The 25,693-nt window shown below is 71.5% G+C and carries 23 protein-coding genes; 12 read left to right on the forward strand and 11 right to left on the reverse strand.

The features are described 5' to 3' along the window. The first annotated feature begins 69 nt into the window (after window positions 1–69). The gene (hemH, locus tag WMF39_RS09100; RefSeq protein ID WP_437745149.1) at window positions 70–972 is read left to right on the forward strand and encodes a ferrochelatase; all 903 of its coding nucleotides are present in this window, start codon (window positions 70–72) and stop codon (window positions 970–972) included. A 16-nt stretch (window positions 973–988) separates the two neighbouring features. Here hemH and WMF39_RS09105 read toward each other — a convergent pair whose 3' ends face one another. Further along, a complete protein-coding gene (locus WMF39_RS09105) occupies window positions 989–1,804 on the reverse strand; it encodes an SDR family oxidoreductase (RefSeq protein WP_437745150.1) in 816 nt (271 codons plus the stop codon). A 269-nt stretch (window positions 1,805–2,073) separates the two neighbouring features. Between WMF39_RS09105 and WMF39_RS09110 the strand changes: the two genes are divergently transcribed. Next, a complete protein-coding gene (locus tag WMF39_RS09110; RefSeq protein WP_437745151.1) occupies window positions 2,074–4,887 on the forward strand; it encodes a tetratricopeptide repeat protein in 2,814 nt (937 codons plus the stop codon). 559 nt (window positions 4,888–5,446) lie between these two features. On the opposite strand, the gene WMF39_RS09115 is transcribed toward WMF39_RS09110, so the two are convergent. Together WMF39_RS09115 and WMF39_RS09120 are read right to left on the reverse strand one after the other, a co-directional pair. Then, on the reverse strand, window positions 5,447–6,523 hold the full coding sequence (locus WMF39_RS09115; RefSeq protein WP_437745152.1) for an AAA family ATPase: 1,077 nt from the start codon (window positions 6,521–6,523) through the stop codon (window positions 5,447–5,449). A gap of 412 nt (window positions 6,524–6,935) precedes the next feature. Next, window positions 6,936–8,318 (reverse strand): sigma-54-dependent transcriptional regulator, encoded by a 1,383-nt coding sequence (locus tag WMF39_RS09120; RefSeq protein WP_437745153.1) that lies wholly within the window; start codon window positions 8,316–8,318, stop codon window positions 6,936–6,938. 349 nt (window positions 8,319–8,667) lie between these two features. On the opposite strand from WMF39_RS09120, the gene WMF39_RS09125 reads away from it, so the two are divergent. From WMF39_RS09125 to WMF39_RS09140, 4 genes are all read left to right on the forward strand, one after another. Continuing rightward, entirely contained in the window at window positions 8,668–9,798 is a 1,131-nt protein-coding gene (locus tag WMF39_RS09125; RefSeq protein WP_437745154.1) for a hypothetical protein, read from the forward strand. A gap of 30 nt (window positions 9,799–9,828) precedes the next feature. Further along, window positions 9,829–11,217 carry a metallopeptidase family protein gene (locus WMF39_RS09130; RefSeq protein WP_437745155.1) on the forward strand — a complete coding sequence of 463 codons (1,389 nt, stop codon included), beginning with the start codon at window positions 9,829–9,831 and terminating at the stop codon, window positions 11,215–11,217. A 146-nt stretch (window positions 11,218–11,363) separates the two neighbouring features. Then, window positions 11,364–11,909: a hypothetical protein gene (locus WMF39_RS09135; protein WP_437745156.1), complete on the forward strand. Its 546-nt coding sequence runs from the start codon at window positions 11,364–11,366 to the stop codon at window positions 11,907–11,909. Window positions 11,910–11,942: 33 nt separating this feature from the next. Further along, on the forward strand, window positions 11,943–12,971 hold the full coding sequence (locus WMF39_RS09140) for a peptidylprolyl isomerase (protein ID WP_437745157.1): 1,029 nt from the start codon (window positions 11,943–11,945) through the stop codon (window positions 12,969–12,971). 86 nt (window positions 12,972–13,057) lie between these two features. On the opposite strand, the gene WMF39_RS09145 is transcribed toward WMF39_RS09140, so the two are convergent. Together WMF39_RS09145 and WMF39_RS09150 are read right to left on the reverse strand one after the other, a co-directional pair. Beyond that, a complete protein-coding gene (locus WMF39_RS09145; RefSeq protein ID WP_437745158.1) occupies window positions 13,058–13,864 on the reverse strand; it encodes a hypothetical protein in 807 nt (268 codons plus the stop codon). 318 nt (window positions 13,865–14,182) lie between these two features. Continuing rightward, a complete protein-coding gene (locus WMF39_RS09150; protein WP_437745159.1) occupies window positions 14,183–14,812 on the reverse strand; it encodes a hypothetical protein in 630 nt (209 codons plus the stop codon). 111 nt (window positions 14,813–14,923) lie between these two features. Here WMF39_RS09150 and WMF39_RS09155 point away from each other — a divergent pair, with 111 nt between their 5' ends. The 3 genes from WMF39_RS09155 to WMF39_RS09165 are packed head-to-tail and all read left to right on the forward strand — an operon-like array spanning window position 14,924 to window position 16,487. Then, on the forward strand, window positions 14,924–15,217 hold the full coding sequence (locus WMF39_RS09155) for a 4a-hydroxytetrahydrobiopterin dehydratase (RefSeq protein ID WP_437298751.1): 294 nt from the start codon (window positions 14,924–14,926) through the stop codon (window positions 15,215–15,217). A 26-nt stretch (window positions 15,218–15,243) separates the two neighbouring features. Beyond that, complete coding sequence (gene rnc, locus WMF39_RS09160) at window positions 15,244–16,071, forward strand: ribonuclease III (RefSeq protein WP_437745160.1); 828 nt, start codon at window positions 15,244–15,246, stop codon at window positions 16,069–16,071. Beyond that, window positions 16,068–16,487 (forward strand): hypothetical protein, encoded by a 420-nt coding sequence (locus WMF39_RS09165; protein WP_437745161.1) that lies wholly within the window; start codon window positions 16,068–16,070, stop codon window positions 16,485–16,487. Before rnc ends, WMF39_RS09165 begins: the two co-directional genes overlap by 4 nt. 78 nt (window positions 16,488–16,565) lie before the next feature. On the opposite strand, the gene WMF39_RS09170 is transcribed toward WMF39_RS09165, so the two are convergent. Then, window positions 16,566–17,663: a hypothetical protein gene (locus tag WMF39_RS09170; RefSeq protein WP_437745162.1), complete on the reverse strand. Its 1,098-nt coding sequence runs from the start codon at window positions 17,661–17,663 to the stop codon at window positions 16,566–16,568. Between the two features lie 246 nt (window positions 17,664–17,909). Here WMF39_RS09170 and WMF39_RS09175 point away from each other — a divergent pair, with 246 nt between their 5' ends. Together WMF39_RS09175 and WMF39_RS09180 are read left to right on the forward strand one after the other, a co-directional pair. Beyond that, window positions 17,910–18,428 (forward strand): tRNA (cytidine(34)-2'-O)-methyltransferase, encoded by a 519-nt coding sequence (locus WMF39_RS09175; RefSeq protein ID WP_437745163.1) that lies wholly within the window; start codon window positions 17,910–17,912, stop codon window positions 18,426–18,428. A gap of 128 nt (window positions 18,429–18,556) precedes the next feature. After that, window positions 18,557–19,066: a hypothetical protein gene (locus WMF39_RS09180; RefSeq protein WP_437745164.1), complete on the forward strand. Its 510-nt coding sequence runs from the start codon at window positions 18,557–18,559 to the stop codon at window positions 19,064–19,066. A 111-nt stretch (window positions 19,067–19,177) separates the two neighbouring features. Here WMF39_RS09180 and WMF39_RS09185 read toward each other — a convergent pair whose 3' ends face one another. From WMF39_RS09185 to WMF39_RS09195, 3 genes are all read right to left on the reverse strand, one after another. Continuing rightward, entirely contained in the window at window positions 19,178–19,684 is a 507-nt protein-coding gene (locus WMF39_RS09185) for a CarD family transcriptional regulator (protein WP_012234339.1), read from the reverse strand. 631 nt (window positions 19,685–20,315) lie between these two features. Next, the gene (locus WMF39_RS09190) at window positions 20,316–21,251 is read right to left on the reverse strand and encodes a Ppx/GppA phosphatase family protein (protein WP_437745165.1); all 936 of its coding nucleotides are present in this window, start codon (window positions 21,249–21,251) and stop codon (window positions 20,316–20,318) included. Window positions 21,252–21,261: 10 nt separating this feature from the next. After that, window positions 21,262–22,086 (reverse strand): OmpA family protein, encoded by an 825-nt coding sequence (locus WMF39_RS09195; protein ID WP_437298758.1) that lies wholly within the window; start codon window positions 22,084–22,086, stop codon window positions 21,262–21,264. 492 nt (window positions 22,087–22,578) lie between these two features. On the opposite strand from WMF39_RS09195, the gene WMF39_RS09200 reads away from it, so the two are divergent. Beyond that, complete coding sequence (locus tag WMF39_RS09200; protein WP_012234342.1) at window positions 22,579–22,956, forward strand: hypothetical protein; 378 nt, start codon at window positions 22,579–22,581, stop codon at window positions 22,954–22,956. A 377-nt stretch (window positions 22,957–23,333) separates the two neighbouring features. Here WMF39_RS09200 and WMF39_RS09205 read toward each other — a convergent pair whose 3' ends face one another. Next, the gene (locus WMF39_RS09205) at window positions 23,334–24,944 is read right to left on the reverse strand and encodes a hypothetical protein (protein ID WP_437745166.1); all 1,611 of its coding nucleotides are present in this window, start codon (window positions 24,942–24,944) and stop codon (window positions 23,334–23,336) included. A gap of 28 nt (window positions 24,945–24,972) precedes the next feature. Continuing rightward, window positions 24,973–25,623: an AgmX/PglI C-terminal domain-containing protein gene (locus tag WMF39_RS09210; protein WP_437745167.1), complete on the reverse strand. Its 651-nt coding sequence runs from the start codon at window positions 25,621–25,623 to the stop codon at window positions 24,973–24,975. Window positions 25,624–25,693 lie beyond the last annotated feature (70 nt).

Here is a 25,693-nt window from a genome sequence, read left to right on the forward strand (position 1 = left end):
GCCGATGCTGCGCTGCTCGCGCGGCGCCGATGCTGCGCTGCTCGCGCGGCGCCGATGTAGAGTAGCGCCGTGACCACCGCCGTCCTCCTCAGCTGCCACGGCACCGTCGAGCGGCTCGACGATCTGCCCGCATTCGTCACCAACATCCGCCGCGGCAGGCCCGCCCCGCCGGAGGTGATCGACGAGGTCCGCCGCCGCTTCCAGGCGATCGGCGGCTCGCCGCTCATGCGCATCACGCAGGCCCAGGCGGACGCGCTCGCTGCGAGGCTCGGTCTCCCGGTCGCCATCGCCGGGCGCCTCTGGCACCCGTATCCGGCCGAGGTCCTCGGCGCGCTCCACCGCAGCGGCGTGAGGCGCGTCGTCTCGCTGCCGCTCGCGCCGCAGTCCGTCGACGTCTACCACGCCGTCGTCCGCGACGCGGCTGCCGAGCAGGGCGGCATGGAGGTCCGGTGCGTGCCCGCGTGGGGGCTCGAGCCCGCGCTGATCGACGCCTTCGTCGAGGTGATCGACGAGGCGCTCGCGCGCATCCCCGAGGAGGGCCGGGCGAAGGCGGCGGTGATCCTCTCCGCCCACAGCCTCCCGCAGCGGATCATCGCCGCCGGAGATCCGTACGAGCGCCAGTTCCGCGCGATGGCCGCCGAGGTGGAGCGCCGCATCGCCGCCCGCGGGAACCCGGTGCTCGTCGCCTTCCAGAGCCAGGGCATGACCGGCGACGCCTGGCTCGGTCCGGATCTGCGGTCGACGTTCGACGGCCTCGCCGCGCGCGGCGTGCGGGAGGCGCTGATCGCGCCGATCGGCTTCGTCGCGGATCACGTCGAGACCCTCTACGATCTCGACGTGGAGGCGCAGGTCTTCGCCCGTGAGGCGGGCCTCGCGCGGCTCTCCCGGGCGCCGGCCGTGAACACGCGGCCGCGCTTCATCGACGCCCTGGAGGCGCTCGTCCGGCGCGAGCTCGCGCAGGCCGCGCCGTAGGCGGCGCCGCGCCGGCTCAGCGCTCGCTGACGCGGCGCTTGCGCGGGAGCCTCGACACGGTCGCGCGGAGGAGCCCCGGGGCGTGCCTCGAGAGCGACACCCCGAGCTTGCCGTGGGCGGTCACGATCACCTCGGCGCGCCGCGCGGCGATGCCGTCCATGATCTGTCGCGCCGCCGTCTGCGCCGGCATGACGAGCCAGCGCGGCACGGGATCCGGGGTGCCCTCGTGCAGGTTGCCCGCGTTGTCGATCTGGCGGATCTCGCTCGCCACGTACCCCGGCGCGACGTGCGTGACCGCGACGCCCTCGGCGTGGAGCTCCGCGCGCAGCGTCTCGGCGAGGGCGCGCACCGCGAACTTGCTCATCGTGTAGGCGCCCACCGCGGGGACCGCGAGGTAGCCCATCACGCTGCCGACGAGCGCGACGCCGCCGCGTGATCGCTTGAGCTCCGGCAGCGCGGCCTTCACGGTGCGCAGCGCGCCGAAGACGTTGGTCTCGAACTGCCGGCGGAAATCGTCGAGCGCGAGCTCCTCGACGCGCCCCGCCACGCCGAACCCGGCGTTCGCGATGGCGACGTCGAGCCCCCCGAACGCCTCGCTCGCCTGCGCGACGGCGCGCTCCACGTCGCCGTCGCGCGTGACGTCGCACGGGGTCGCGAGCGCCTCGCCGCCGGACCGCCGGATCTCCGTCGCGAGCGCCTCGATCCGCTGGGCCCGCCGCGCCGCGAGGACGACCCGGCCGCCGCGCCGGGCGACCTCCCGGGCGAGGGCCTCGCCGATCCCCGACGACGCGCCCGTGATGAGAACGACCCGCCCGGCGAGCTTGCTTGCCATGGACGCCCGCATACCACGATCGCGGGAGCGCGCGCCCTGGCGCGCCCTCGCGCGCTCGCTCATGCTCGGCCTTTCGCCGTTCGGTCGCGCCGGTGGCGTCGGTTACGATGGCCTCACCCGGGCTCGACCGGGCGCCGCGTCTCAACGTAGGTTTGCGTTCGTTTGCGTTCGTTTGCGTTCGTTTGCGTTCGTTTGCGTTCGTTTGCGTTCGTTTGCGTGCGGTCGTGCACGATTGACGAACGGTCGCGCACGGTTGCGCACGGGGTGACATGCGAAACCACTCGATCCGCCGCTCTCTTGCCGCTCTCCTCGTCGCCGCCACCTGCGCGGCCGCCGCTCCCGCCTCCGGCGAGCCGTCCCCCTCGCTTTCGCGCGCGGAGGCGCTCCTCGCGCAGGGCGACTACGCGGAGGCCGAGAAGGTCATCCTCAGCCTCCAGGGCGGGAAAGAGCGCGCCGCGGCGCTGCTCGCGAAGGCGCGGATCGAGCTGCTCACGGGCCGCTACGACGACGCGGCGAAGACGGCGAAGGCCGCCGCCGCGCTCGGCAAGGAGGCGCGGATCGCCGCCGCGCCGCTCCGGGCCCAGGCGCTCGCGCGCCGCGGGAGGATGGCCGAGGCGATCGCGGCGGTGCGCGAGGTGGAGCGGGAGGACGAGGCCCGCCGCGCGCGGCTCGTGCTCGGCGAGCTCCTGATCGAGTCGGGCAAGCGGGGCGAGGCGCGCGCGCCGCTGATGACCATCATCGACGACTACAACGATGACAAGATCACCGCGAGCGACGCGGAGGGGCTGTCGCTTGTCGGGCGCGCGGCGCACCTGCTCCGGAGCGCGCGCGACGCGAACGACGCGTTCAACGCGGCCGAGAAGGTCGGCGGCAAGCAGCGGGTCGAGACGTTGCTCTGGCGGGCCGAGCTGTTCCTCGACAAATACGACCCCGGCCACGCCGGTCAGGTCGTGAAGGAGGCGCTCAAGCTCGCCCCGAAGGATCCGCTTTGCCGCGTCGCCATGGCGCGCGTCAAGCTCGAGAGCGCGATGGACTTCGGCGGCGCCGACAGCGAGGTCGCGCAGGCGCTCTCCGTGAATCCGAACCTCGCCGAGGCGTATTTCGTCCGCGCCGGGCTCGCGCTCCGCGACATGGACATCGACGCCGCGGACGCCGCGGCCGACCGCGGGCTCAAGGTGAACCCGAACGACCTCGCGCTGCTCTCGATCAAGGCGGCGGGCCGCTTCCTCGCCGACGACGCGGCCGGCTTCGAGGCCATCAAGGCGAAGGTGCTCGGCCTGAACCCGGAGTTCTCGCGGTTCTTCCAGATCGTCGGCGAGTTCGCGGAGTGGGAGCATCGCTACGACGACATCGTCAAGATGATGGGGGAGGCGACGCAGGTCGATCCGAACGACGCGAAGGCGCACGCCACGCTCGGCCTGAACCTGATCCGCGCCGGCGACGAGAAGAGCGGCGTGCTCTCGCTCCAGAAGGCGTGGGACAAGGACCGCTTCAACGTGCGGGTCTTCAACACGCTGAACCTCTACGAGAAGGACATCGCGGCGCAGTACGTGACCGTGGAGGGGCAGACGTTCCGCGTCCGCTACCACAAGCAGGAGCGGGCGATCCTCGAGCGGTACGTGCCGCGCATGCTCGAGGAGGCCTGGGGCTCGATGGTGAAGCGGTACGGCTTCACGCCGAAGGTCCCGGTCTCGATCGAGCTCTACGCGTCGACGGAGAACTTCAGCGTCAGGACGAGCGGCCTGCCCAACGTGGGCATCCAGGGCGTCTGCTTCGGCCAGACGCTCGCGGCGTTGAGCCCGGCGGCGGGGGAGTTCAACTGGGGGAACGTGCTGTGGCACGAGCTCGGGCACGTCTTCGCGATCCAGCTCTCGAAGAACCACGTCCCGCGCTGGTTCACCGAGGGGCTCAGCGAGTACGAGACGATCGTGCGGCGGCCCGAGTGGCACCGTGAGGAAGATCCGGCACTGTTCGCCGCCCTGAAGGGCGGGAGGATCCCGGCGGTCGACGGGTTCAACCGGGCATTCACGCACGTCGACGACATCGAGGACGTGACGATGGCTTACTTCGCGGCGAGCCAGATCGTGGTCTTCATGGCGGGCGAGTTCGGCTTCCCGAAAGTGGTCTCGATGCTGCCCCGGTGGGCCGCGGGCAAGCGGACGCAGGAGGTGGTGAAGGAGTCGCTCGGGATCAGCGCCGAGGAGCTCGACCGGCGCTTCCGCGCGTGGCTGAAGCCCCGCCTCGAGCGCTACGAGAAGCAGTACGTCCCGGATCTGCACGCGCCGCCGCTCGACGAGGCGCGCAAGGCGGCGGCGCGCGCTCCGAAGGACGCGAAGCGGCTCGTCGAGCTCGCGCTCGCGCTGTTCGAGGACGGGCAGAGCCAGGAGGGAGAGGCGGTGCTCGCCGAGGCGCTCCGGGTCGACCCGAAGCAGCCCGACGCGACCTACCTCAAGGTGCGGGCGGCCTTCGCCGAGAAGAAGCCCGACGAGGCGGCGAGGCTCCTGAGCAAGATGATCGCCGACGGGAACGACGGCTACGTCGTGCGGATGAAGCTCGCCGATCTCGCCGAGCTGAAGAAGGACGCGGCGAAGATGAAGGCGAACCTCGAGGCGGCGTCGCGCCAGGATCCCACGCAGGCCGAGCCGCTCCAGGGGCTCTACGACCTCGCGCGCCGGCAGAAGGACGCGGCGGGCGAGCTCTCGGCGCTGCGCCGGCTCGCGCTCCTCGACCAGCACGATCGCCGGGTCTGGCGGCGGCTGCTACGGCTGCTCGTGGAGCGCGGCGCGTGGGAGGAGGCGCGCAAGGTCGGCGAGGGCGCGATCTTCGTCGACGTGGCGAACCCGGAGATCCACCGGCTCTATGCGCGGGCGCTGGCGCGCACGGGGCGGCACGTGTCGGCGATCTACGAGCTGAACAGCGCGCTCCTGTCCGGGCCGAAGCCGGGGGACGCGGCGGAGATCTACGGGGAGCTCGCCAAGGCGTACGCGAAGATGAAGCGGGACGACTACGCGAAGCAGGCGCTCGAGTACCAGAAGGCGATGAAGGGCGCGTCGCCGCCTGCGCCGCGGGCGATGCCGGATTGAGGTTCGGGGCTCGGGGCTCGGGGCGAGGGGAGGGCGGAGATCCCGGCTGCACGCGCCGGAGGGGGTCTCCGCGCGGCAGGGCGCGGGTGGGCGCTCGGCCATCCGCCGAGGCGGGAGCGCGGAGCTTGCGCATGGACCACCGCCCGGCATGTCTCCCTTCGGGCCTTGCCTCCTGGGACGTTTCGTCGCGCGCCACACAAGGCGCGCCTGAGACGTGGAGCCCTCCTGGACCTTATGGCACCTCGGTCGGTGCTCGCCGCGCCCACCCGCGCCCTGCCGCGCGGAGACCCCCTCCGGCGCTCGCGTCGTGCCAGAGCAAATCGCCGCGCGCTGGGTGAAGATGCGCGGGTTCCGCCCGCCGGCGAACCGGAAACGGTTCGGGGGAGGCAGCTGGGAGCCTTCGGCGAACCGGAAACGGTTCGGGGGAGGCAGCTGGGAGCCTTCGGCGAACCGGAAACGGTCTGGGGGAGGCAGCTGGGAGCCTTTGAGGAACCGGAAGCGGTCGCCAGTACCTCCTTCCTTGATGGCGCAGCGCCTTCTGAGAAGCCTGGCCGGCGATTTATGCGACAGGCTCTGATGTGCCGTCTGCCGGTCGGGGGCAGACGCTGTTGGGCGAACACTTCGCCACGGCCGATTTCCACGGTGCGGCAGCAGTCATGCGCCCGACGCTTCCTCTTGCGCGGAGCGCGGGGCACCGTCGCTCGCCACCGACTCGGCGGCTGCTTGCTCCCGCTGCTTCCGCACCGCGCGCGCAAGGAGGGGCGCCCAGTGCGCGAGGCCGTCCAGGCTGAGCTTTCCCTCGCAGTACATCCGGTACCACTGCTGCCGGAAGTCGAGCCTTGATGGCGCGCTCCGCCTCGATCGAGCGCCCCTGCTCCAGGCCGAACACCGGGGACGTGAGCCACCCGATCGCGTCGCCGCGCTTCGTCCACGGGAGCTCGCGCACGGTCACGTCGGTGCCATGGAGCTCGAACACGAACAGCTTGTCGCTGGCCGGCTTGAAGTGCGGCTCCATCGACGCGAGAACGAGGGGCGAGTGCGTCGTCAGCAGCACCTGCGGGCGCATCGACGGGGAGAGCCTGCTCAGGGCACCGAGGAGCGCGGGGACGATGTGGCGTTGCCACCTGGGGTGCAGGTGCGTCTCGGGCTCCTCCATCAGCACGACGATGCGCTCCGAGGGTTGCCAGCCGATCAGGCGTGACGCCTGCACGTGCTCCGACCAGGACCACGCGATGAGGTAGGAGAGCGCGAGGATCCGCTTCATCCCGGCGGACGCGTGGACGATGGGGATCGTTCCGTATGGCAGCTCGACGGTCGGGAACTTGCGCACGTCGTCAAGGTAGAGCCGCACCGGCTTGCCGGGCTTCATCGTCTCCTCGGGATGAGAAAGCTGATCGAGCACGCGGCAGAGGAGCTCGAACGGGTGAGCCCCGTCGTTGTCCGCCGCCTCGAGCTGCCACGTCACCCAGTCCTGGACGAGCCCGTTGCAGACGGGTTTGCCCTCGTGAACGAGCCCGTCCCAGAGCTGTCTTTCCTCGAAGAGATAGGGCTGGGATCGGGCGAAGGCGACGACGAGAGCCGGTACAGAGCGCTGCCCATCGAGGGAATATTTCGACAGGGATCCCAGACGGAGCACGCGCCGTTCGTACGGACGTGGAGCACCGGGACCAGGCCGCGCACCCACGAAGATATGACCACCCCGGAAGGAGTATTGGTCCAGCTGCGGCCCATGTCGCGGCCGAACCTGTCGCGCCACTTCCACTCCCGTAGCGCCGAGGGGAGGGTCTGCGCGGCGGCCGGGGGTGGGCGCGATCGAGCACCGACCGAGGTGCCATAAGGGTCCAGCGGGCTCGACGTCTCAGGCGCGCCTTGTGTGGCGCGCGACGAAACGTCCCAGGTGGCAAGGCCCGACGGGAGACATGCCGGGTGGTGGTCCATGCGCAAGCTCCACGCTCCCGCCTCGGCGGATGGTGAGCGCCCACCCCCGGCCGCCGCGCAGACCCTCCCCTCGGCGCGGCGCCACCGCGAGGACCGCCTCCCTTGGCGGCCTATTCGTCCTCCGCCTCCCCCTTGTCCCCCCGCAGCCCGAGCGCCTTGAACTTCTTGTACAGGTGGCTCCGCTCGAGCCCGAGCCCCCGGGCCGTCGCGGCCATCTGCCCTCCATGATGGCCGAGCGCCTCCTCCAGGATCGCCCGCTCCGCCTCCTCCGCGAGCACCCGGAACGGCACCCCCGGCCGGAAGAGCCCGCCCTTCATCGCGGCCTGCTGCCCTCCGAGGCAGACCTTCACGTCGCCCTCGTCGATCGCCTCGTCGGGCGTCAGGATCACCAGCCGCTCGATGATGTTGCGCAGCTCCCGCACGTTCCCCGGAAAGCTGTAGGCGACCAGCACGCTCATCCCGCCGTCCGTGAACGCCATCCCGGGCCGATCGTTCGCCTGCGTGGCGAGCGCGAGGAAATGCCGCGCGAGCAGCGGCACGTCCTCGCGCCGCGCGCGCAGCGGCGGCAGCGACAGCGGCAGCACGTTCAGCCGATCGTAGAGATCCGGCCGGAACTGCCCCTCCCGGCACGCCGCCTCGATGTCGCGGTTCGTCGCCGCCACCACGCGCACGTCGACCTTGATCGTCTCGTGCCCGCCCACGCGCTCGATCTCCCGCTCCTGGAGCACCCTGAGCAGCTTCGCCTGCATCGCGAGCGGCATGTCCCCGACCTCGTCGAGGAACAGCGTCCCGCCGCTCGCTCGCTCGAACTTGCCTCGCCGCTGCTTCGTCGCGCCCGTGAACGCGCCGGCCTCGTGCCCGAACATCTCGCTCTCGATGAGCTCGCTCGGGACCGCGGCGCAGTTCATCTTCTCGAGCGGCCCGCGCGCCCGCTTCGACGCGCCGTGGATCGCGCGCGCGACGAGCTCCTTGCCGGTGCCGCGCTCGCCCGTCACGAAGACCGTCGCGGTCGCCTTCGCCGCGCGCGCGATCTGCTCGCGCAGGTCGAGCATCGCCCGGCTCGCTCCGATGAGCTCGCCGACCTGGCCGGTCTGCGTCCGCAGCGCCTTCGCCTCGGCCTCGGCGCGGACGAGGCGCAGGGTGTTCTCGAGCACGAGCAGCAGCCGATCGGTCGAGAGCGGCTTCTCCAGGAAGTCGATCGCCCCGAGCCGCGTCGCGCGGACGGCGGCGTCGACCGTCGCGTGGCCGCTCATCATCACGACAGGCAGCTCCGAGCCCAGCGCGCGTATCCGCTGGAGCAGCTCCACGCCGTCACCGTCGGGCAGCGAGACGTCGAAGAGCGCGATGTCGTAGCTCCGCTTCGCGAGCTTCTCCTCTGCAACCCCGACGCCGCCGGCGACGTCGACCGTGTAGCCCTCGAGCGACAGGGCCTTCTGGAGAGTCGTCAAGATCGCCCGCTCGTCGTCGAGCACCAGCACATGTCCGCGCGGCATGTCTGCCACCGTAGCGCGGAACCGCCGCGGCCGATGCCCGCCGGCTGCGCGCCTGACGCTGGAGCGCGGAGCACCCGGCCGGAGCGCAGGCGCACTCCGCCGGAAGCCGTGCGTGAACGGGCGTTGAACGTGCGTGGAACGGCTGTGGAGTGCGTCGAGCGTGCGTCGAGCGTGCGTCGGCGGCGGCAAGAATCCATGGCGGCGACCCGACGCGCGAGGCAGCGTGTGGCGGCGCGTGCACCGCGCGCTCCGGGACCGGCGACGCCAGCGCCACCAGACCAGGTTCCGCGCCGCCGCGCGTGGAGAAAGGGGGATCCGGCTTGCGCGCGCTATGGTAGCTTGGCCCAGGATGTCTCCCGACGGTCTCGCGACGGCGGAAGGAGATCTGGAGCGGACGCCGTTCGCTCATCTTTTCGTCTATGCCGTCGAGCATCGGCTGACCGGCGCGCTCATCCTGGTGGAGCCCACGGGCGCCGAGCACACGCTGCGGATCGTCCGGGGGAACCCCGTGAAGATCCGTCCGAGCGACGGCTACGCCCGGTTCGGGGAGATCCTGCTCGAAGAGGGGGTGATCACCGCCGAGATCCTGGCGGAGGCGCTCGCGACAAGGGGCCTCCTGGGGGATGTGCTGCTGCTGTCGGGGTGCGTCGACGCCGCGACCATCGATTGGCTCGCCCAGGTTCAGTTCGTGCGGCGGATGGTGCGCCTGTTCGATCTGCCCCCGGAGACGAAGTACCGCTACTTCGACGGCCTCGACGCGCTGGCCGAGTGGGGGGGAGATCCCGCGAAGGTCGATCCCCTCGCGCTCCTATGGGCGGGGCTGCGCGAGCACGGCGAGCGCTCGACGCGCCTCCAGCGGACCCTGGAGCGGATCGGGGCCGTGCCCCTCCGCCTGCACCCCGCCCTCGAGCCCGGCCGCTTCGGTTTCCGCGAGGGCGAGCTCGCGGTGATCGAGGCGCTGGAGAGCTCCACGCCCACGCTCGCCGCGCTCCTCCGATCCGGGGTCGCGCCGGAGCCGACCGTGCGCAAGCTCATCTACGCCCTGGCGATCACCCGCTACCTCGATTTCGGGACAGGCGTGCCCGTGGGCGCGGAGCTCTCGTCCAGCGTGCCGCCCGCCAGCGCGGCGAGCCTGTCGCTCGGGCGCGTGCAGCTGCGCGCGACCGTCCATCGCGTGGGCGCGGCCGCGCCGGATCCGGCCGGCGACGGGGAGCGCGCGCCGGTGCTCGCTCCCCGTCGCCGCCGAGATCGCCCTTCCTCGGAGCCGTCGCCCGTCTCGACCGTCGCCGGCGCTTCACCGCTCAGCGGAGGCTCGCTCTCCGCGGCGGTGGCTGCCGAGCTCGCCAGCGCCGCCGGCCTCGACGTCGGCCGCGCGGCGAGCGAGCCGTCCGAGACCGACAGGGATCGTGAACCGTGGGGATCGCTCGCTCCGACCGACGAGGGCGCCGTCGGCGGTCCGCCGCGTCCCGAGGACCCCTGAGGCGAGCCACCCGCTATATAGGCCGCCGCGATGCCTGCGCCCGCGCGACGCCTGCTCCCCGCTCAGGTCCACCTCCCCTCCGGCGGCGTGGCGCGCCTGTCGGACGCCGCCGCGCGCGCTCGCGCTTCGTCCGTCTTCGGCGCTCCCGCAGGCCGCGGCGGCGGCGAGCGCGCATCCATCGGCAGGTGCGCGCTCGACGTGCAGGTCCTCGCGGGCCCGTCGGTCCTGGCCGACGCGCGCGGCGCGCCGCTGGATCCTCTCGGCCTCCCGCTCACCGACGCCCATGTCCTGCGCGCGCTCCTCGCGTCTGCTGGCATCGTGCCCGAGGAGCCAGGCGCCTACACCTGCGAGAACTGCAGCGCTCCGTTCGAGGTCGCTCCGTCGGGCCTGCTGGAGATCGGGCCGTTCACCGATGGCGAGCTCGACGATCCCGAGCTCGATCTCCCGTTCGACTTCGGCGTGTCGCACCCGATCCCGGCGCTGCGCGTGGGTCGCGCCGTCTGCCGCGCCGTGCGGCTCGTGGAGCGCACCGTCGAGGAAGCGATGCCGCTCCTCCGCCTGCCCGACGACGGCGTCCTGCGCGTCACGCCGTCGCTGGTGGTGGCCATGGGGATCGCGGCGCTCGGCCGCGAGCGCCGCGCGCCGGTGATCGCCGACGCGCTCGCCGGCGCTCCCGACGAGGCGTGGGCGGCGATCGTCGACCTCTACCACGAGGCGCGCTACCCCGCGCGGCTCCTCGCCGTCCACCGCTGCCCGGGCTGCGGCGCCCGCAACGATCTCGACGTGCCGCTCGAGCGGGAGCTCGCGCGCGCCCCGCTGCGCGCTCCCGGAGCGGACGCGGACGCGCTCGGGGAGCCCCGCTCGACGAGGGCAGGGACGAGGGCTCGGGCGAGCGCCTCGAGCGCCTTTCCGGATCTCGACGGCTTCGAGGCGCGCGTCCGCGCCGCGGCCGGGCGCATCTACGAGGCCCGCGGCGTGCGGAACATCGATCTCTTCATCGACGCAGGCGTGCCGGCCTGCGACGACGGAGGCGAGCCGTTGCTCGGCTGCTACACGCCCGGGACACCCGCGGATGCGCTCGGGATCGCCCATCCTCCGGAGATCCGGATCTTCTATCGGACGTTCCGGTCGGAAGCCCGCGAGGATCCCGGCTTCGACATCGACGCGGAGATCGAGGAGACGATCGACCACGAGGTGACACATCACCTGCACCATCTGGCGGGCAGCGATCCGCTCGACGACGAGGAGCGCGAGCAGATCGCGCGCGAGGAGCTGCGCCGGGTGGGCCACGCCGAGGCGGTGCGGCGCGCCCGGCGCGGCGCCCTGTCGGACCTCGCCGGCTTCGTGCGCGCGACGTGGCCGGCCTGGCTGATCGCGGCCGTCGGAACGGCCCTCGCGTGGTGCGCAGGCGGGCGCTGACGTCCAGCGCCGCGCGGGGCGAGCATGACCGTGCGCCCGCCGCTTTCTTCGAAGCGGGAGGATGAGCTGTCTATACTGCCGGGACAGCAAGAAGATGTGCCGGGGAATACCGGCTCCTCGAGCGCGCTGTGCTCTTGCCGAGGATCGTGAAGACGAAGAGCTCGCCGGCCCGCACGGCCGGGTCCACCAAAGCGCCACGTCCAGCCAAGCGGGGTGGCGGTGCGCAGAACCGCCGGGGAAGTCCGGATGCGGTCGAGAAGCGCCGGGCCGCGCGCCGGTTCAACGAGCTGCTCCTGGGCGGCGGCGGCCGCGCCGGAGACGGCCGTACCGAGCGCCGGCGCCGACGCCTGCTCGCCGAGCTGGCCGAGGGCGTCGCGCGGCGAGGCAAGCGCGCGCTCAAGCCGATCGACGTGCTGTCGCGCGTCGAGGAGCTCCTGGAGCTGGGCGAGCCGCTCGCCTCGATCCGCAAGGCGTACCCGCCCCCGCCCCCGGTCGAGGTGACCGCCGAGCTCGTGGAGGGCCTGAGGCACCTCCACCGCGCCTACGGTTTCTCCGCGGACGTGTACCGGTTCGTCGGGCTCGACGCGCACGCGCTGCGGAAGGCCGGGGTGCTGCGGGGCGGCGAGCGCGGAGGTGAACGCGGGGACGAGCGCGGCGTGTCCGCCGAGGCAGCGCGCCGAGGGGCAGCTTGACCTTGCCTGCCGGCGCGGGGATAACCCGCTCCGATGCCCGCGAGAACGCTGAAGCTCCACCTCGGCGCGGCCGCCATGGCGGTCGTGTGCGCGGCGTCGACCGGCCCGTCGCTCCGCGCTGAGGCCCAGCCAGCGGTCGCTGCGGACGCCCCGGTGGCGCGCGTCGGCGACGCGGCGATCACGGCGTCGGAGGTCGAGCGCAGGCTCGCGCAGGTCCCGCCGTTTCAGCTCCAGACCTTCGGGCGTACCCCGGAAGAGATCCGGAAGAACTTCGTCAACCAGGTCCTCGTGCGCGAGCTGCTCCTCGCCCAGGGGGCCGCCGCGCAGAAGCTGACGGAGCGCGCCGACGTGCAGGATCGCGTGCGCGGTGTCCTGCGCTCCGCGCTGCTGCAGCGGATCCAGGCGGAGGCGGCGGCGAGCTCCCCGGTGACGGACGAGGAGGTCCGCGCCTATTACGAGGCCCACCGCGACAGGTTCAGCTCGCCGGCGATGGTGGCGCTCTGGCGCATCCTCGTCGCGACGCGCGGGGAGGCCGAGGCGATCCTGGCCGAGCTGAAGAAGGACCCGTCACCCCAGCGTTTCAAGGAAATCGCGCGCGAGAAATCGCTCGACAAGGCGACGAGCATGCGCGGCGGCGATCTCGGCTTCGTGGCGTCCGATGGCACCACGTCCGAGCCGGGGCTGAAGGTCGACCCGGGGCTCCTCTCGGCTGCAGCCGGGGTGAAAGACGCGGAGCTCGTGCCCGAGCCCGTGCCTGAGGGCGATGGCTTTGCTGTGCTGTGGCGGCGCCAGAGCAGGAAACCCGTGAGCCGCTCGCTCGAGCAGGAGGCGCCGTCCATCCGTCAGATCCTCGCGCACGGCAAGGCCGAGGCGCAGGTGAAGCAGCTCCTCGATCGCCTGCGAGCGCAGGACGTCTCCGGTCACGCCCCCGAGCTCGTGGACCTCATCGACATCACCTCGACGGGGGATCTGCAGCCGAAGAGGCGCCCGGGCACCCTCGCGAGCGGTCGGCGTCCTGGCGCGCCTCCGCCCTCGCCCGTGCCGCGTCACGACATGCGCTGAGGCTGCCGGCGCGCACGGATGGGCGCTCGAGACCCGCGGGGGCAGCGCCGCCGAGGGCGACACCCCCGAGGGCGCTGAACGGCGTGTCAGCTGAAGGCGATGGCGAGCGCGATGGCGGCGAAGCCGGAGGCGATGGTGAGCGCGAGCGCGGCGATGCTCCCGGCGCGTCGAGCGCGCTCCGCCGCGTCGGGGTGGAGCGCGTAGACGCCCAGGAGCAGCGCCATGGACGCCTTGCCCGGTACCCGGAGCGAGGCGGAGAGGACCTGCTCGGCTCCCTTGGTGCCGCCCGTGATGAGCATGGCCAGCGCGCCGAGCGGGCCGGCCATGAGATCCCAGCCGCACGCGTAGAGCCCGAAGCGGAGCGCGCGCCGGCGCTCCGGCCGCGCGCCCTGGCGCCGTGCCCCGAGGTCGAGCGCGGCGCCGTGCAAGGTGTGCGCGAGCACCATCCACACGGTGACCGCCGGAACGCCGATCGCGAGCCACTGGAGGGCGCTCGCGCGTGCGGCCGGGTTGCGAGCCAGCTCCAGCGTAAGGCTCGGCAGCGCCAGCGCGACGAGGGGCAGGAGGGCGGCGATCATCGACAGGATCGCGAGCGTCTCCGCCAGCAGGGCGAAGCGCATGGCCGCGGGGAGCGCGCCGTCGGGGATCGTCGCGAAGAACGTCTCGGCTCCCAGCGTGGTCGCCCTCGAGGTGGCCCAGAGCCGCGACCAGACCCCGCCGATCGGGCGCTCCCACGGGACGATCGCGACGACCCCCGAGCCCTCGTCGCTCGCCGCGGAGCACCCGGCGCAGTCGGGCTGTCCGCAGCACGCGCAGAGCACCGCCGCGGGGACATCGAACGTCTCGTCGTCCCGCGAGAGCTCACGGCGTCCGCTGGCAGATCGCTTGGCCATTGCGCACCTTCGAGCAGCGGACAAAGGCCACTCCCATCAAGGTTACGTCGCACGGGCGAGCCTGTCGACCCGAGATACCACCGGCCACGCGCTTGGCGCGTTCCCTCCGCCAGCTTCCAGCTTCCCGCGCCGCGTGGTTCCGGCGCGTCCTCCTGGCTCCGATCGGCGTCGGCGTTGCGTTGGCGCGCGCAGGGCGTCTTATCGCGGAAGACGGCCATCGATTGACCTGGCGACCTGGCGACCTGGCGACCTGGCGACCTGGCGACGTCGGAACACCGGTCGTCATCGGTCAACGCGCGGGGCGTGCGCGCTGCGTGCTCAGTGCAGCACCTCGTTGCCCCGCCGCCGCTGCCCCGTGGGGAGGTCGTCGATCCTTCCGCCGAAGAACGCCGCGGTGAACAGCGCGAGCAGCGCGATCGCCCCGGTCGCGTAGAGCCCGTAGCCCCACGTGAAGCGGACGGGACGGAGCAGCGTGCTGCCCGGCGTGAACATCAGGCGCATCGCGACGGTGACGAGGGCGACCGCGGCGAGGAAAGCGACGGCCACGCGGGCGCCGCGCATCTTGTGGATCGACCTCCGGGTCAGCGCGAGCGGGATCATCACGAAGAACGCGACCGCCGGGGCCCACATCCAGCCGAGCCGTCGCGCGAGCCCGAAGCCGCTGAGGTCGCGGAGCTCGGGGGCCGTCTCGTGGATCCACGGCGCGAAGAACGCCGCGAGCCCGAGGAGCGCGAGCGCAAGCAGGGCGCCCCGGCCGCGCCCGGCGTAGGTCCACGGGAGCGGTTCCATGTGCGGCGGGAGCGGCTCGTCAGGCTCTTCTTGGAGCGCGTCGTACGAGGGGGGAAGCTTCGCGAGCGCCTCCAGCCGGAGGCCGCAGGCGGGGCACGTGGACGCCTCTTTCGCCTCGAACATCTCCCGGCAGAAGGGGCAGGCGTGAAGCCCGGTCATCGAGGCGGGAGGATAGCGCACGACGAACGGCGCGCGCGGGGGACGCCGCGCGGGGCGGGGGACGCATTCCGGGGTTCCACCGGGGCGGGGCTTAGCCCATAGTTGCGTCCCATGGGCAAGCGTGATCGGCTCTCGGACGATGAGATCGCCGGGTTCGTCGCTGCTCACCCGGGCTGGGTGCGAGCGGGCGAGCAGATCGAGCGGAGCTACTCGTTTCCGGATTATGGCACCGGCGTTGGCTTCGTGATGCAGATCGCCCTCCTGGCCGAGCGGCGCGATCATCACCCGGAGATCGCGCTGTCGTGGGGCAAGGTGCGGGTCGCGTGGTCCACGCATGACGCTGGCGGTCTGACCGCGCTCGACCTGGAGCTGGCAGAGCTGACCGACCGCTTGAGCGCGGGCTGACGCTGCGCGTGGGCAAGGTGCTGGGGATGCTCCCGAGCGAGCTGCTGCAACGTCTGGATCTGGGGCTGGAGGGGGACCTGCCGCACCTCGAGGAGGCGCTGACGCATCCGAGCTTCTCGAACGAGCAGCGAGGTGGCCGGCGCGTGGACAACCAGCGCCTCGAGTTCCTGGGGGACGCCGTGCTCGGCCTGTGCGTGACGGAGCTCCTCATGGAGCGCTTTCCGGGGGCGAGGGAGGGGGAGCTCTCGATGATGCGCTCGGCCCTGGTCAACACGGACGCGCTGGCGGCGTGGGCGCGAGGGATCGAGCTCGGCGCGGCGCTCCGGGTCGGGCGCGGCGCGGAGGTCGCCGGGGAGCGCGACCAGACGAACGTGCTCGCCGACGCCACCGAGGCGCTCGTCGCGGCTCTGTACCTCGATCGCGGCTTCGAGAGCGCGCGGGCGCTGAGCCGGAAGATCGCCGCGAGCCCGCTCGCGCAGCTCGCGAGCGGCAGCCTGCTCGGGCGTGACGCGAAGAGCGAGCTGCAGGAGCGCGTGCAGGCGCGCGGCGCTGCGTCGCCGCGCTACCGCCTGATGGGCACGGAGGGGCCCGATCACGACCGCGCGTTTCTCGTCGCCGTCGAGGTCGATGGCCAGGTCATCGGCACCGGCCGGGGCCGGTCGAAGAAGCTTGCGGAGCAGGCGGCCGCGCGCGCCGCGCTCCTTTCGTGCGCCGCGCCGGAGCCCTCGGCCGCAGCATCCGATGGACGGGCAGCCGCCGAGGCCCTGCAAGGTGCGCCCGAGGGCAGGGGGGGCCCGCCATCCGGCGAGGTGTCCTCCGAGCAAACCGTGAACGACCGAGGACCCAGTCGATGATCCGTCACCTGATGCTTGCTTTCACCTTCGCGCTCTGCTCGCTCTTCGTCGCGCTGCCGGCCTGGGCCGGGAGCTACCTGGACAGGGCGAGCCTGCTGCTCGACGAGGCGCGCAGGGAGGGCGACATGCTCCTGCCGCGGACCCATGACAAGGAGCTCGTCATGGTGGTGCATGCGCTCGCGGAAGCGCGCGCCCGGGTGGCGAGCAAGATGGAGTGCCCCAGCTCCGTCTCCAAGGCGCACCCGCACCTCCTGCTCGTGCTCGAGAACAGCGAGCGCGCCGCCGACGCGGCGGCTCAGGGCAACTTCAAGAAGTTCATGGAGCACCTCACCGTGGCGCGGAACGAGGACCGCGCATTCCGTGCGCTCCTCACCGAGCTCGGCTACGCGCTGCCCGATCTGAGCTCGAAGCGCTGAGGAGCGCAGCGAGCCGCGCCCGCTCGAAGCGGGTCTGCGCCGGAGGGCCCCTGGCGAGCGTCCCCGGCGCAGCGGGTCTCAGAACATCGCGCCGAGATCGATCCCGAGGGTCCACTGCGACCCGAGCCCGGCGAACTTGTTCTCGCCGTCGATCTCGTTCGCCGCGCCCTGGTTCGCGTCCTCGGGGCTCACGATGTCGGTGATGAAGTGCGCGCCGAGCTTGACCATCTGGAACCGCAGCTGCGCGCCGAAATGGAGCCGGTGGCGGTTCATGCGCACGGCGTCGAACACCACGGTGTTGTTGAAGTCGGCCTGGGAGCCGCCATCGCACACCGGCTGGCCGTCGTGCGGGAGCGGGTTGCCGTCCTGCCCCTGCACCGGGTTGGCAGGCGAGTTCACCCCTCGGAAGTTGCAGAAGTTCACGGCGTCGGTGTTCGGGGTGAGATCGATGAGCCCCGAGTCTCCGAAGATCCGGAGCCACTGGTAGCCGGCGTAGGGGGTGATCACAACCGTGCCGGCGATCGGCAGGGGCTTCGAGATCACTGCGTCGGCGCCGGCCACGGTCAGCTGGAACTCCTCGGTCCCGGTGACGCTCCGGACGCTACCGCCGACGGCGAGCTCCGGGAGGATCGCGGGGAGCCCTCGGCGGAACCCCTCGAACAGCGACCAGCGCACGTCGGCGCCCGCGCTGACGAGGCTGGTGTTGGCGAGGAACCCGACGGCGCCGGTGAGCTCGAACCCGAACGGAAAACCCTTGCGGACCTTGAGGGAGTAGTGCTGCAGGAAGGAGTCCGGGCTCCGGTTCTCGATGGAGAAGTTCTTGCTGGTCGGATCCTGCGGCCCCTGCGTGCCCTGCTTCCAATAGTCGGCGTCGCTGTCAATCTTCGTGTAGTTGGCCTCGATGCCGATCTCGAACCCGCCGTAGCCCGTGGTCCGCGCCGAGTGCATCGCCGACGGCGCCACCGCGAAGCCGTACTGCGCGATGAGCTTGGCGAACCCAGCGTCGTCGGTCAGGCAGCGTTGATAACGGGAAGCGGGGTTGTAGTAGAGGCCACCCTCCGGCCCCGTGATGCGGCAGGGCACGGCGGCGCCGCCGAGGCTCGGCTCCGGGTCGCGCACGAGCCGCGCGAGCGCCGGATCCATGGCGTCGGCGGCCGCGAGCGAGGACGACGCCACTCCTGCGAGGGCAATAGCCGAAGCGATCCAGCACGATGCGCGCATTCCGTGTCTCCGAGGCGGGAGGCTACGTGTCCGCTCGTACAGCCGTCAAGCGAACAGAGGGGCCTCCGTCCGTTCGGTTCGCGTTTTCCGCGCGACCGCGTGGGCCGGCTATCTGTCGAGGCGGCGCTGGCGAGCCAGGCCGCGCGCGCGATCCCCCGCTCGGGGGTTGCGGCGCGCGGTCGCGTCGCGGAAAGAGAGGGCGTGCTCAAAGATGGTCGCCCCCGGCTCCGTGCGGCGCCGCTCGATCCGCCGTTCCGGATCGTGCTGGTGGAGCCGGAGATCCCGCAGAACACAGGCAACATCGCGCGGCTCGCCGCTGCGACGCAGAGCCCCTTGCATCTGCTCGGGAGGCTGGGGTTCCGCATCGACGAGCGGAGTGTCCGCCGCGCGGGGCTTGACTACTGGCACCTGGTCACGCTCGAGCAGCAGCTCGACATCGCCCACTTTCGCCACCATCACCCGAACGCTCGGCTCCGCCTCTTCAGCGCGGTGGCTCCGCGGAGCTACCTCGACGCGGACTTCCGGCCTGGCGACGCGCTGGTGTTCGGCAAGGAGAGCGTAGGCCTCGACCCCGAGCTCCTCGCACGGATGCCGGACGACGTCTTCGGCATTCCCACGCTGGGTCCCGTGCGCTCCCTCAACCTGGCCAACGCGGTGTCCATCGTCCTGTACGAGGCGCTCCGCCAGGTGGGCGCGCTCGCCAGCGCCGGGCCGGGGTGACGGCGCGTGCGCGTAGGCGCGCGCAACATCCGGTAAGAGCGCGATCCGCCGCGACGTCACCCTGGGGCCGGCGGCCGCGCGCCGTGGACGTCGGCGACGCGTCGTTCTAAAGAGAAGGCCGCATGGTCATGCACCGGCAACCCGCGCGACAGGACGCCCGACGGCCGGGCGCGCGCCTCGTGCGTGCCGGCGTGGCGGTCGCGCTCTCGGTCGCGGCGCTCGCCTCCGCCGGATGCAGCAGGCGGCCTCCGAGCGGCACGCCCGACGGCGCCGTCCGGGAGCTGGTCGCTCGCCTGCGCCAGCTGCACGGCGACCCGGCTGACGCCAAGGCTGCCTTCGAGCTCCTGTCGCGCCGCGCTCGGGACAACCTCGCGTCGCGCGCGCAGCGCTACAGCGCCGCGACCGGCAAGGCGATCGCGCCCGAGGCGATGATCACGCCGTCCCGCTTCCTCTTGCGCTTCGAGCCGCAGCGCTACACCGCCCAGATCGCCGGCGCCCACGCCCTCGTGGACATCGCCGGCCTGCTCCCGGGAGAGCGCGTCCAGGTGCCCTGCGTCTACGAGGACGCGGGGTGGCGCGTCGATGTGGCGCTGCCCCCGCTCCCTCCCGTGCAGAAGCGACCGGGCAGCGATCTCTGAACGCGCCCGGACCGATGGTGCACGGAATTCCCGGCCCACAAAAGCCCGGAGGCCGGCAGTGCCGGCCTCCATCGGCAGCGGCCGCAAGGCCGCTAACCATGAGGTAACGCCTTAGTTGGCGAGAAAGATCGCCTCGATCTCGGTCTTCACCTGCTCTTCCGTCTGACCTCGGGCGATCGCGATCTCCTTCACGATCAGCGTCCGGGCGGTGTCGAGCATGCGGCGCTCACCGAACGAGAGCTGCTTGTCCGTCTTCAAGCGATAGAGGTCGCGTAGCACCTCGGCGACGTCGTAAATAGAACCCGTCTTGATCTTGTCCATGAAGCCGCGGTACCGACGGTTCCATGTCTGGTTGTCGAACGCGATGGTACGCTCGCGGAGGATGTCGAAAATTTCTCGAATTTCCTGTTCAGAGATGACCTGGCGAAGGCCGACCGCGCTCGCGTTGCTGACTGGAACCATGATCTTTCGATCCGTGTCCAAGATGCGGAGAACATAGAATCGCTGACGGTTGCCAGCGATGTCCTTCTCCTCGATGTTGACCACCTCGGCCACGCCTTGGGCCGGGTAGACGGCTTTGTCGCCCACCTTGAACTGGATCTCCGAACGAGCCTGCATATCGTCTCCTTTGCCTTCCACCCCGCCGTCCTTTTAGTTTTTCGTCTGCCTCCCGAAATCCCTTCGAGGGGCGTACGCTGCACATGCGGTTGAACCTGGACCCGCAGAACCGACACACACCGTCACGCATTCCGAGAAAAATTTCGAGAAAAGAGCCATGAGCCGCCGCTCGAGACCGCTGTGCGAGAAGCAGGAACGCGAGCACCCTCCATGACCCGCGAGAGGTCGGTGCTCTGGCGTGCACGGCGGAATCTTGACAAACGGCGGTTGAAGCGGACGGTTGCGGGCGGAAGGGATTGAGGTTGGGGGAACGGCCCTCTTGAAAAAGGGCCAGTTTGCGCCAGGCGCGCGCACTCTAGTGAGCCGGCCGAGATAGGTCAACGAAAATCCCCGTGGTTGAGCCATCGTGGCGTGATCACTCTGGTTTTTCCTCGGGGTCGGGCGGGGTGACAGTGTGTACCGATGGAGGCATCGGCGTAGGTGCGCGCCGGCTCACCCGCCTAGTTTAGGGCAGAGCGGGCCTCTCCGGGAGAGGTGGCGGACCTGACCTGGGTGGGATGACTCGAAAATGTGACGGACGCGACGGACCTGGGGCACTGAGTCCGTCCAGCCTTCAAACGAGCCGGGGTGCTCAGGCGGCGCTGAGGCGTTCGGCGAGCCCCCAGCGGACGCCGCGATCCGAAGCGACGAGATCGACGGGAGCTCCGGCGAACCTCGAGGCCCACGCGAGGATCTCCTCGATGAGCACGCTGCCCGCCACGATGACGTCCGCGCGCGCTGGATCCAGCGCGCGCAGCTGCCTGCGCGCGGCGAGCGGCAGGGAGGCGAGGCGGGACGTGATGTCCACGATCTCTGCCCCGGATACCCGCGCGCCATGCACGCGGGCGCCGTCGTAGGGGGCCACGTCGCGCACGAGCGCGGCGAGGGTCGTCACCGTGCCCGCGACGCCGACGAGGGTGGGCGCCGCGAGCTGGGGCACGGCTGGAAGCGTCGCCAGCGCCGCCCGGACGTCGGCGCGGACGGCCTCGAGGTCTGCGGCGGCCGGCGGATCCGTGCGCACGTGACGCTCGGTCAGGCGGACGCTCCCCACGTCGAGGCTCACCGCCTGCTCCACCGCGCCGCCGGCGCTGCCGACGATGATCTCCGTGCTACCGCCGCCCACGTCAACCACGATCGTGGGACCGCGGGCCGGCAGGTCGAGCCCCGTCAGCGCGCCGGCGTACGTGAGCGCCGCCTCCTCCGGCCCGGAGATCACGCGCGGCGCGACGCCGATGAGCTCGCGGGCGCGGGCGATGAACGCCTCGCCGCCGGCGGCGTCGCGCATCGCGCTGGTACCGACGGCGTCCACACGCTCGACCCCCCGGGACCGGAGCTCCTCCCCGTAGCGGGCGAGGCAGGCGAGCGTGCGCTCCACGGCCTCGGGCGCGAGCGCGCGCGCCGCGTCGACCCCCTGGCCGAGCCGGGTGATGGTCGCGCGCTCGACGAGCGCGACGAGCTCACCCCCGCGGCGCTCGGCGATGAGCAGGAGGACCGAGTTCGTGCCGATGTCGATGGCCGCGACGCTCATGCCCCGAGCCTTACTGGGTGAGCGTCTTCAGGTCGAGCATCTCCTCGACGTTCGGCAGCACCACGAGCTCGCAGCGCCGGTTGGCCTGCTTGTTCTCCGGGGTGTCGTTGGGCTTCACCGGGTCGGTGTCGCCGTAGCCGGAGGCGCTCCACCGCTCGGGCTTGAGGCCGCCGCCGGCCTTGTCCTCGGGCTGGAGCAGGAACGCCAGCACCTCGCGGGCGCGCATCACGCTGAGCCCCCAGTTGTCCTTGAAGCGGCCGCCGGCGAGCGGCGCGTTGTCCGTATGCCCGGCGACCTGGAAGGAGCGCGCCGACAGGCCGGAGTCGTTGCGGATGACCTCGGCCACCTTGAGCAGGATCTCCTGACCCTCCTTCTTGAGCGTCTCCCGTCCCGAGTCGAAGAGGACGTCGCCGGGCAGCTGGATGACCATCCGGTTGTTACGGACGGTCACGCTGAGCCCGAGCTTGGTGAGGGCCTGGAGCTTGTCCCGCAGGACCTCGAAGCGCTTCTTGATGTCCTCGAGCTGCTGGGCACGGCGGCGGAAATCCTCGAGCGCGCGCGCCTGCTGCTCGAGGTTCGCGTTCAGGTTGGAGATGTCCACGCCTGCTGCCTTGAGCTGGGACTTGAGCTGCTCGATCCGGGCCGCCGCCTCGTCGAGCTCGCTCTTGGCCTTCTTGTTCTGCGCCTGCTCGGCGCTCAGCTGGGTCTTCAGGCCCTCGATCTCGCGGATCTTCGCCTGCATCTCCTCCTCCGAGTAGCCGCACCCGAGCGCCCCCGAGCCCGCAAGGAGCGTTGCGCCAAGCAACAACCACGACGTCGAGCGACGAACCAACATACCTTTCCTCCTAGAGCAGCCTAGAGCAGCGCGGCGCTCGGCCATGAGGGGCGCCGCGCAGGCGGCGCGACCGTAGCGAGGCGAATGGCGCCGCACAAGGCTCTCTAGAGCCTGCGCAACGCTGGACCTCCGTGCGACCATGAGCACACCGGCGCCGTTTGCCGCGCCGTGCAGGCGCGCGATCGCCAGGAAGGAGCGCAAAGGGGCAAGACAGACATTCAATAAGTTGTCAACAAAAATCAATCGTACGGTTCGGTCTGGTTGCTTTCACCACGGCCTGCTCCGACGTTTACCCTCGCAACGCTTGCGGACCAGTTTGCCTGGAACACACGGGATACATCGGTTTAGGGCCTGCAAGATTTTCCTTGACCATCACCATGCGTGGCAATATACGTCGTGCAACATCTGTTGCCTCGGTAAGGAAACTGTAGCGGAGAGGACGTTCGGCGATGTCCGCCGTGCCGTGCCGGGGCGAATGCAGGAGGATTTCCAATGGCTGCTAAGAAGACCGCGAAGAAGCCTGCGAAGAAGGTGACGAAGTCGGCCAAGAAGCCGGCCGCCGCGAAGGCCGGGAAGGTCGCGAAGAAGCCGGCGCGGAAGGCAGCGAAGAAGGCCGCCCCGAAGCGCGCCGCCGCCAAGAAGACCCCGAAGCGCGCCGCCGCCAAGAAGCCGGCCGCGAAGAAGGCCGCTCCGAAGCGCAAGGCGAAGGCCGCCGGGAAGCGGGCGGCTGCGCCGAAGAAGGCGGCTGCTCCTCGAGGACGCGCCGCCGCCAAGCGCGCGCCGGCCAAGGGCGCGAGCACCCGCGGCGCGCGCAAGAGCACGCCGGCGCCTGCTCCTGCGAGCACCGGCCCGTCCGACGAGTCGGAATAAGGCGACACGACACGGGAGCGCCTCGGGTCTTCCAACAGAACGAGGCGCAGCGAGCCGACCCGCCGGTTGCGACCAGATAATCCGTCTTACAAGACCATCGGGGGGTGAGGACGCCGCGGATCCGGACGCGCGGGTCCAGGCCGGAGGCGCGCGCGGGTGGACGATGTCCCCGCGGCTGCGCCGCCGCCTGCGGCCGAGGTGGCCGGCATCGGCGTGCGGCGCGCTGCGCCTGTTCGCCGGGGTGCCGGAGCGGCGGGTGGGGCGCGTGCGGCCCCGCTCAGCGACGGCGGACTGCGGGGGAGCTTCCAGGATCTGCGAGCGGCGCTCGTGCTCTCGGTGCGCTCTGAGGGTGCGGCGGCGCGGCCCGCGAGGGGCGCTCAGGTGCGCTCGCCGAGGTAGAGCCGGAGAGCGCGCGCGGCGCCCTTGCGATCGAACGGGACGCCGGCGAGGTCCTCGCGCTTCGAGATCTGCTCGAACAGCTTCATCAGGAACTCGAAGAACGCCTCGCACTCGCGGATGGCGGCGTCGAGCCGCTGCGGATCGAGGAGGTCGCTCTCCTCGAGCGCCGTCATCGCGGAGACGAACGCGTCGACGTGGGGATAGTCGCCCACCCGGAGCAGCGGGTAGCCCATCGCCCGGAAATACGAGAGGAACTCGCGCACGAACGCGAAGCTCGCGATGCCGGTCCATCGATCGGGCGCCGGGCCGGTGTTGCGCGCCTTGCTCGCGAACGCGCGCGCGATCTGGGCGAACATCCACACGTCGCGTCGGAGGCGATCGCTCGTCGCGCGCCGCGCTGCCTGATCGTCGAAGACGCGGCCCTCCTCGAGCTTCGCGCCGAGCGACCTGCCGAGGAACAGGATCGCGTTCTGCAGCGCGGGGCGGAGGCCGTGCGAGACGGCGCGGAGGCGGACCCGGTACTCGGACTCGCTCACCAGCGCGTCGGCGGGCGGGAGGTCGTGCTCGAAGGCGCGGCGCATCTCGAGCCGCAGGTTGGCGGCGAGCCCACTCAGCGCGGCCTTCGTGGAGAGGAGGCGGTGCCCCTCGGCGGCGAGCTCGTCGTGGCGCGCGACGATGTCGCTCGCGGGCACGCGCAGCAGATCGCGCTCGAAGCTGTCCGCGAGCAGCGCGCCCGCTCGGCGCCGGAGGTAGTTCGAGAGCGCGCGGGCGTCGCTGCGCAGGACCGCGAGCACGAGGTACCCGCGCCCCGCCACGCGGTGATCCGAGTGATCGAGCGCGATGGCGTCGAGCAGGCGGAGGTACCTGAGCATCCTGAACAGCGCGAGGAACGTGAGCGCCACGAGCCGGTGCGCCTGCTCGCCGGGCACGCGGTGGATGAGCTCGAGCACCTGCGTCGACGGGATGCGATCGAACTCCGGGCGAAACTCGAGCGCGTGGAGCGGGTTGAAGAACGTGCTCTGGGCGATCTCGCGCATCGCCGTCGCGAGGTGGGCGTAGAAGAGCCTGAAGCTGACCCTCGGCAACCGGAGCAGCCCGCCCGCGACCTCGATGAGGTTCGTGAAGCCGTGCCGAAGCACGAAGAGGCTCGACTCCGGCGACTCCTGCGCCATCGTCGCGTGGAGGAGGCGCGTGCGCGCCGTGTCCTCCGGGAGCACCGTCTCCAGGTAGCGCTGGAAGACGAAGGCGCGATCGCGATCGCCGAGCATGGTGCGCGTCAGCTGGACGACGCGCGCCATGCCGTCGCGGGCGTGCTGGAGGTGCTCGCGGAAGTCGTGGCTGACGATCGTCTGGCGCCGCCCGGCGCCCGGGTGGTTCCGCGGGTTCGCGAAGCAGGCGACGCCCTTCAGGAGGATCTCGAGCTCGAAGAGCGTCTCGTCCTTCTTGTCGGCCGCGAGGCGCGCGAACCACGCCTCGCGCGCTTGCTGCTGCTCTCGCCTCAGGCCGCGCGTGTCGCGGAGCAGCTCGGCGTAGGCGTTGCGGCCGGGGTGGCCCGAGCCGCGCAGGATCCCCGAAGCGTCGCTCGACACTGACGTGCTCCTCGCAGGCGGCGCGCTGCTAGTAGTTGCGTCGCTTGAAGTCGAAGGGGTAGGTCAGCACGGTCTCCTTGCCGCTCGGCGAGCGCGCCCAGGTGATCGACTTCGCGAGCTCCTCCATGCAGGACTCGACCTGCGGCGCGGTCACGTCGCTCTTGTCGCGCACGATGCTCGCCTCCTCGAAGGTCCCGTCGGGCTTCAGCTTGAGCTGCCACGTGATCCTGCCCTGCGCGCCCGGGTGCTTGCGGGCGTAGAGATCGAAGCAGCAGCGGAAGCCGTCGCGCCTCGCCTTGATCGCGTCGACGAGCGGTTGCAGCCGATCGCTCGATCCGGCGTCGGCGGAGGTCGTCGCGTTGTTCATCACGACCCCGCCGTCCGGCGGATCGTTCGTGATCTCGGAGGCGATGACCTTGCAGTCCTCGACGGTCTCGGGGGCCTTCTTGCGGCTCGCAGGCCGGTCCGGCTGCGCGGGCGCGGCGGCGCCCGGGTCCGCGGCGCCAGGGGCCGTGGCGCCAGGGGACGTCGGCTGCGAGGCAGGCGGCGGCGAAGCGCCGAGCGGCGCGCTGTCAGGCGGCGAAGGCGGCGGCGCGGCGCCGCTTGAGCAGGCAGCGAACAGGGCCGCGGCGAGGAGGACTCCGGTGAACACGGCGCTGGCAGTGGCGCAGGGACGCATGGCGCGCATACTAAACGGTTCGGCTGAGCGGAGGCGAGGCGCCTTGCGTTTTTCTCCCCTCCCGCCGGCA

The organism is Sorangium sp. So ce1504 (genome assembly GCF_051521635.1).
GTDB lineage: Bacteria > Myxococcota_A > Polyangia > Polyangiales > Polyangiaceae > Sorangium > Sorangium cellulosum_B.

Excerpts from the sequence above, each read along its gene's own strand:
- WMF39_RS09195 (WP_437298758.1), bottom strand. The coding sequence starts at position 22,086 with ATGTTGGTTCGTCGCTCGACGTCGTGGTTGTTGCTTGGCGCAACGCTC.
- WMF39_RS09165 (WP_437745161.1), top strand. The coding sequence starts at position 16,068 with ATGATCCGTCACCTGATGCTTGCTTTCACCTTCGCGCTCTGCTCGCTC.
- WMF39_RS09185 (WP_012234339.1), bottom strand. The coding sequence starts at position 19,684 with ATGCAGGCTCGTTCGGAGATCCAGTTCAAGGTGGGCGACAAAGCCGTC.
- WMF39_RS09110 (WP_437745151.1), top strand. The coding sequence starts at position 2,074 with ATGCGAAACCACTCGATCCGCCGCTCTCTTGCCGCTCTCCTCGTCGCC.
- rnc (WP_437745160.1), top strand. The coding sequence starts at position 15,244 with ATGCTCCCGAGCGAGCTGCTGCAACGTCTGGATCTGGGGCTGGAGGGG.
- WMF39_RS09155 (WP_437298751.1), top strand. The coding sequence starts at position 14,924 with ATGGGCAAGCGTGATCGGCTCTCGGACGATGAGATCGCCGGGTTCGTC.
- WMF39_RS09190 (WP_437745165.1), bottom strand. The coding sequence starts at position 21,251 with ATGAGCGTCGCGGCCATCGACATCGGCACGAACTCGGTCCTCCTGCTC.
- WMF39_RS09120 (WP_437745153.1), bottom strand. The coding sequence starts at position 8,318 with ATGCCGCGCGGACATGTGCTGGTGCTCGACGACGAGCGGGCGATCTTG.
- WMF39_RS09150 (WP_437745159.1), bottom strand. The coding sequence starts at position 14,812 with ATGACCGGGCTTCACGCCTGCCCCTTCTGCCGGGAGATGTTCGAGGCG.
- WMF39_RS09180 (WP_437745164.1), top strand. The coding sequence starts at position 18,557 with ATGCACCGGCAACCCGCGCGACAGGACGCCCGACGGCCGGGCGCGCGC.
- WMF39_RS09145 (WP_437745158.1), bottom strand. The coding sequence starts at position 13,864 with ATGGCCAAGCGATCTGCCAGCGGACGCCGTGAGCTCTCGCGGGACGAC.
- WMF39_RS09105 (WP_437745150.1), bottom strand. The coding sequence starts at position 1,804 with ATGGCAAGCAAGCTCGCCGGGCGGGTCGTTCTCATCACGGGCGCGTCG.
- WMF39_RS09125 (WP_437745154.1), top strand. The coding sequence starts at position 8,668 with ATGTCTCCCGACGGTCTCGCGACGGCGGAAGGAGATCTGGAGCGGACG.
- WMF39_RS09200 (WP_012234342.1), top strand. The coding sequence starts at position 22,579 with ATGGCTGCTAAGAAGACCGCGAAGAAGCCTGCGAAGAAGGTGACGAAG.
- WMF39_RS09210 (WP_437745167.1), bottom strand. The coding sequence starts at position 25,623 with ATGCGTCCCTGCGCCACTGCCAGCGCCGTGTTCACCGGAGTCCTCCTC.
- WMF39_RS09140 (WP_437745157.1), top strand. The coding sequence starts at position 11,943 with ATGCCCGCGAGAACGCTGAAGCTCCACCTCGGCGCGGCCGCCATGGCG.
- WMF39_RS09130 (WP_437745155.1), top strand. The coding sequence starts at position 9,829 with ATGCCTGCGCCCGCGCGACGCCTGCTCCCCGCTCAGGTCCACCTCCCC.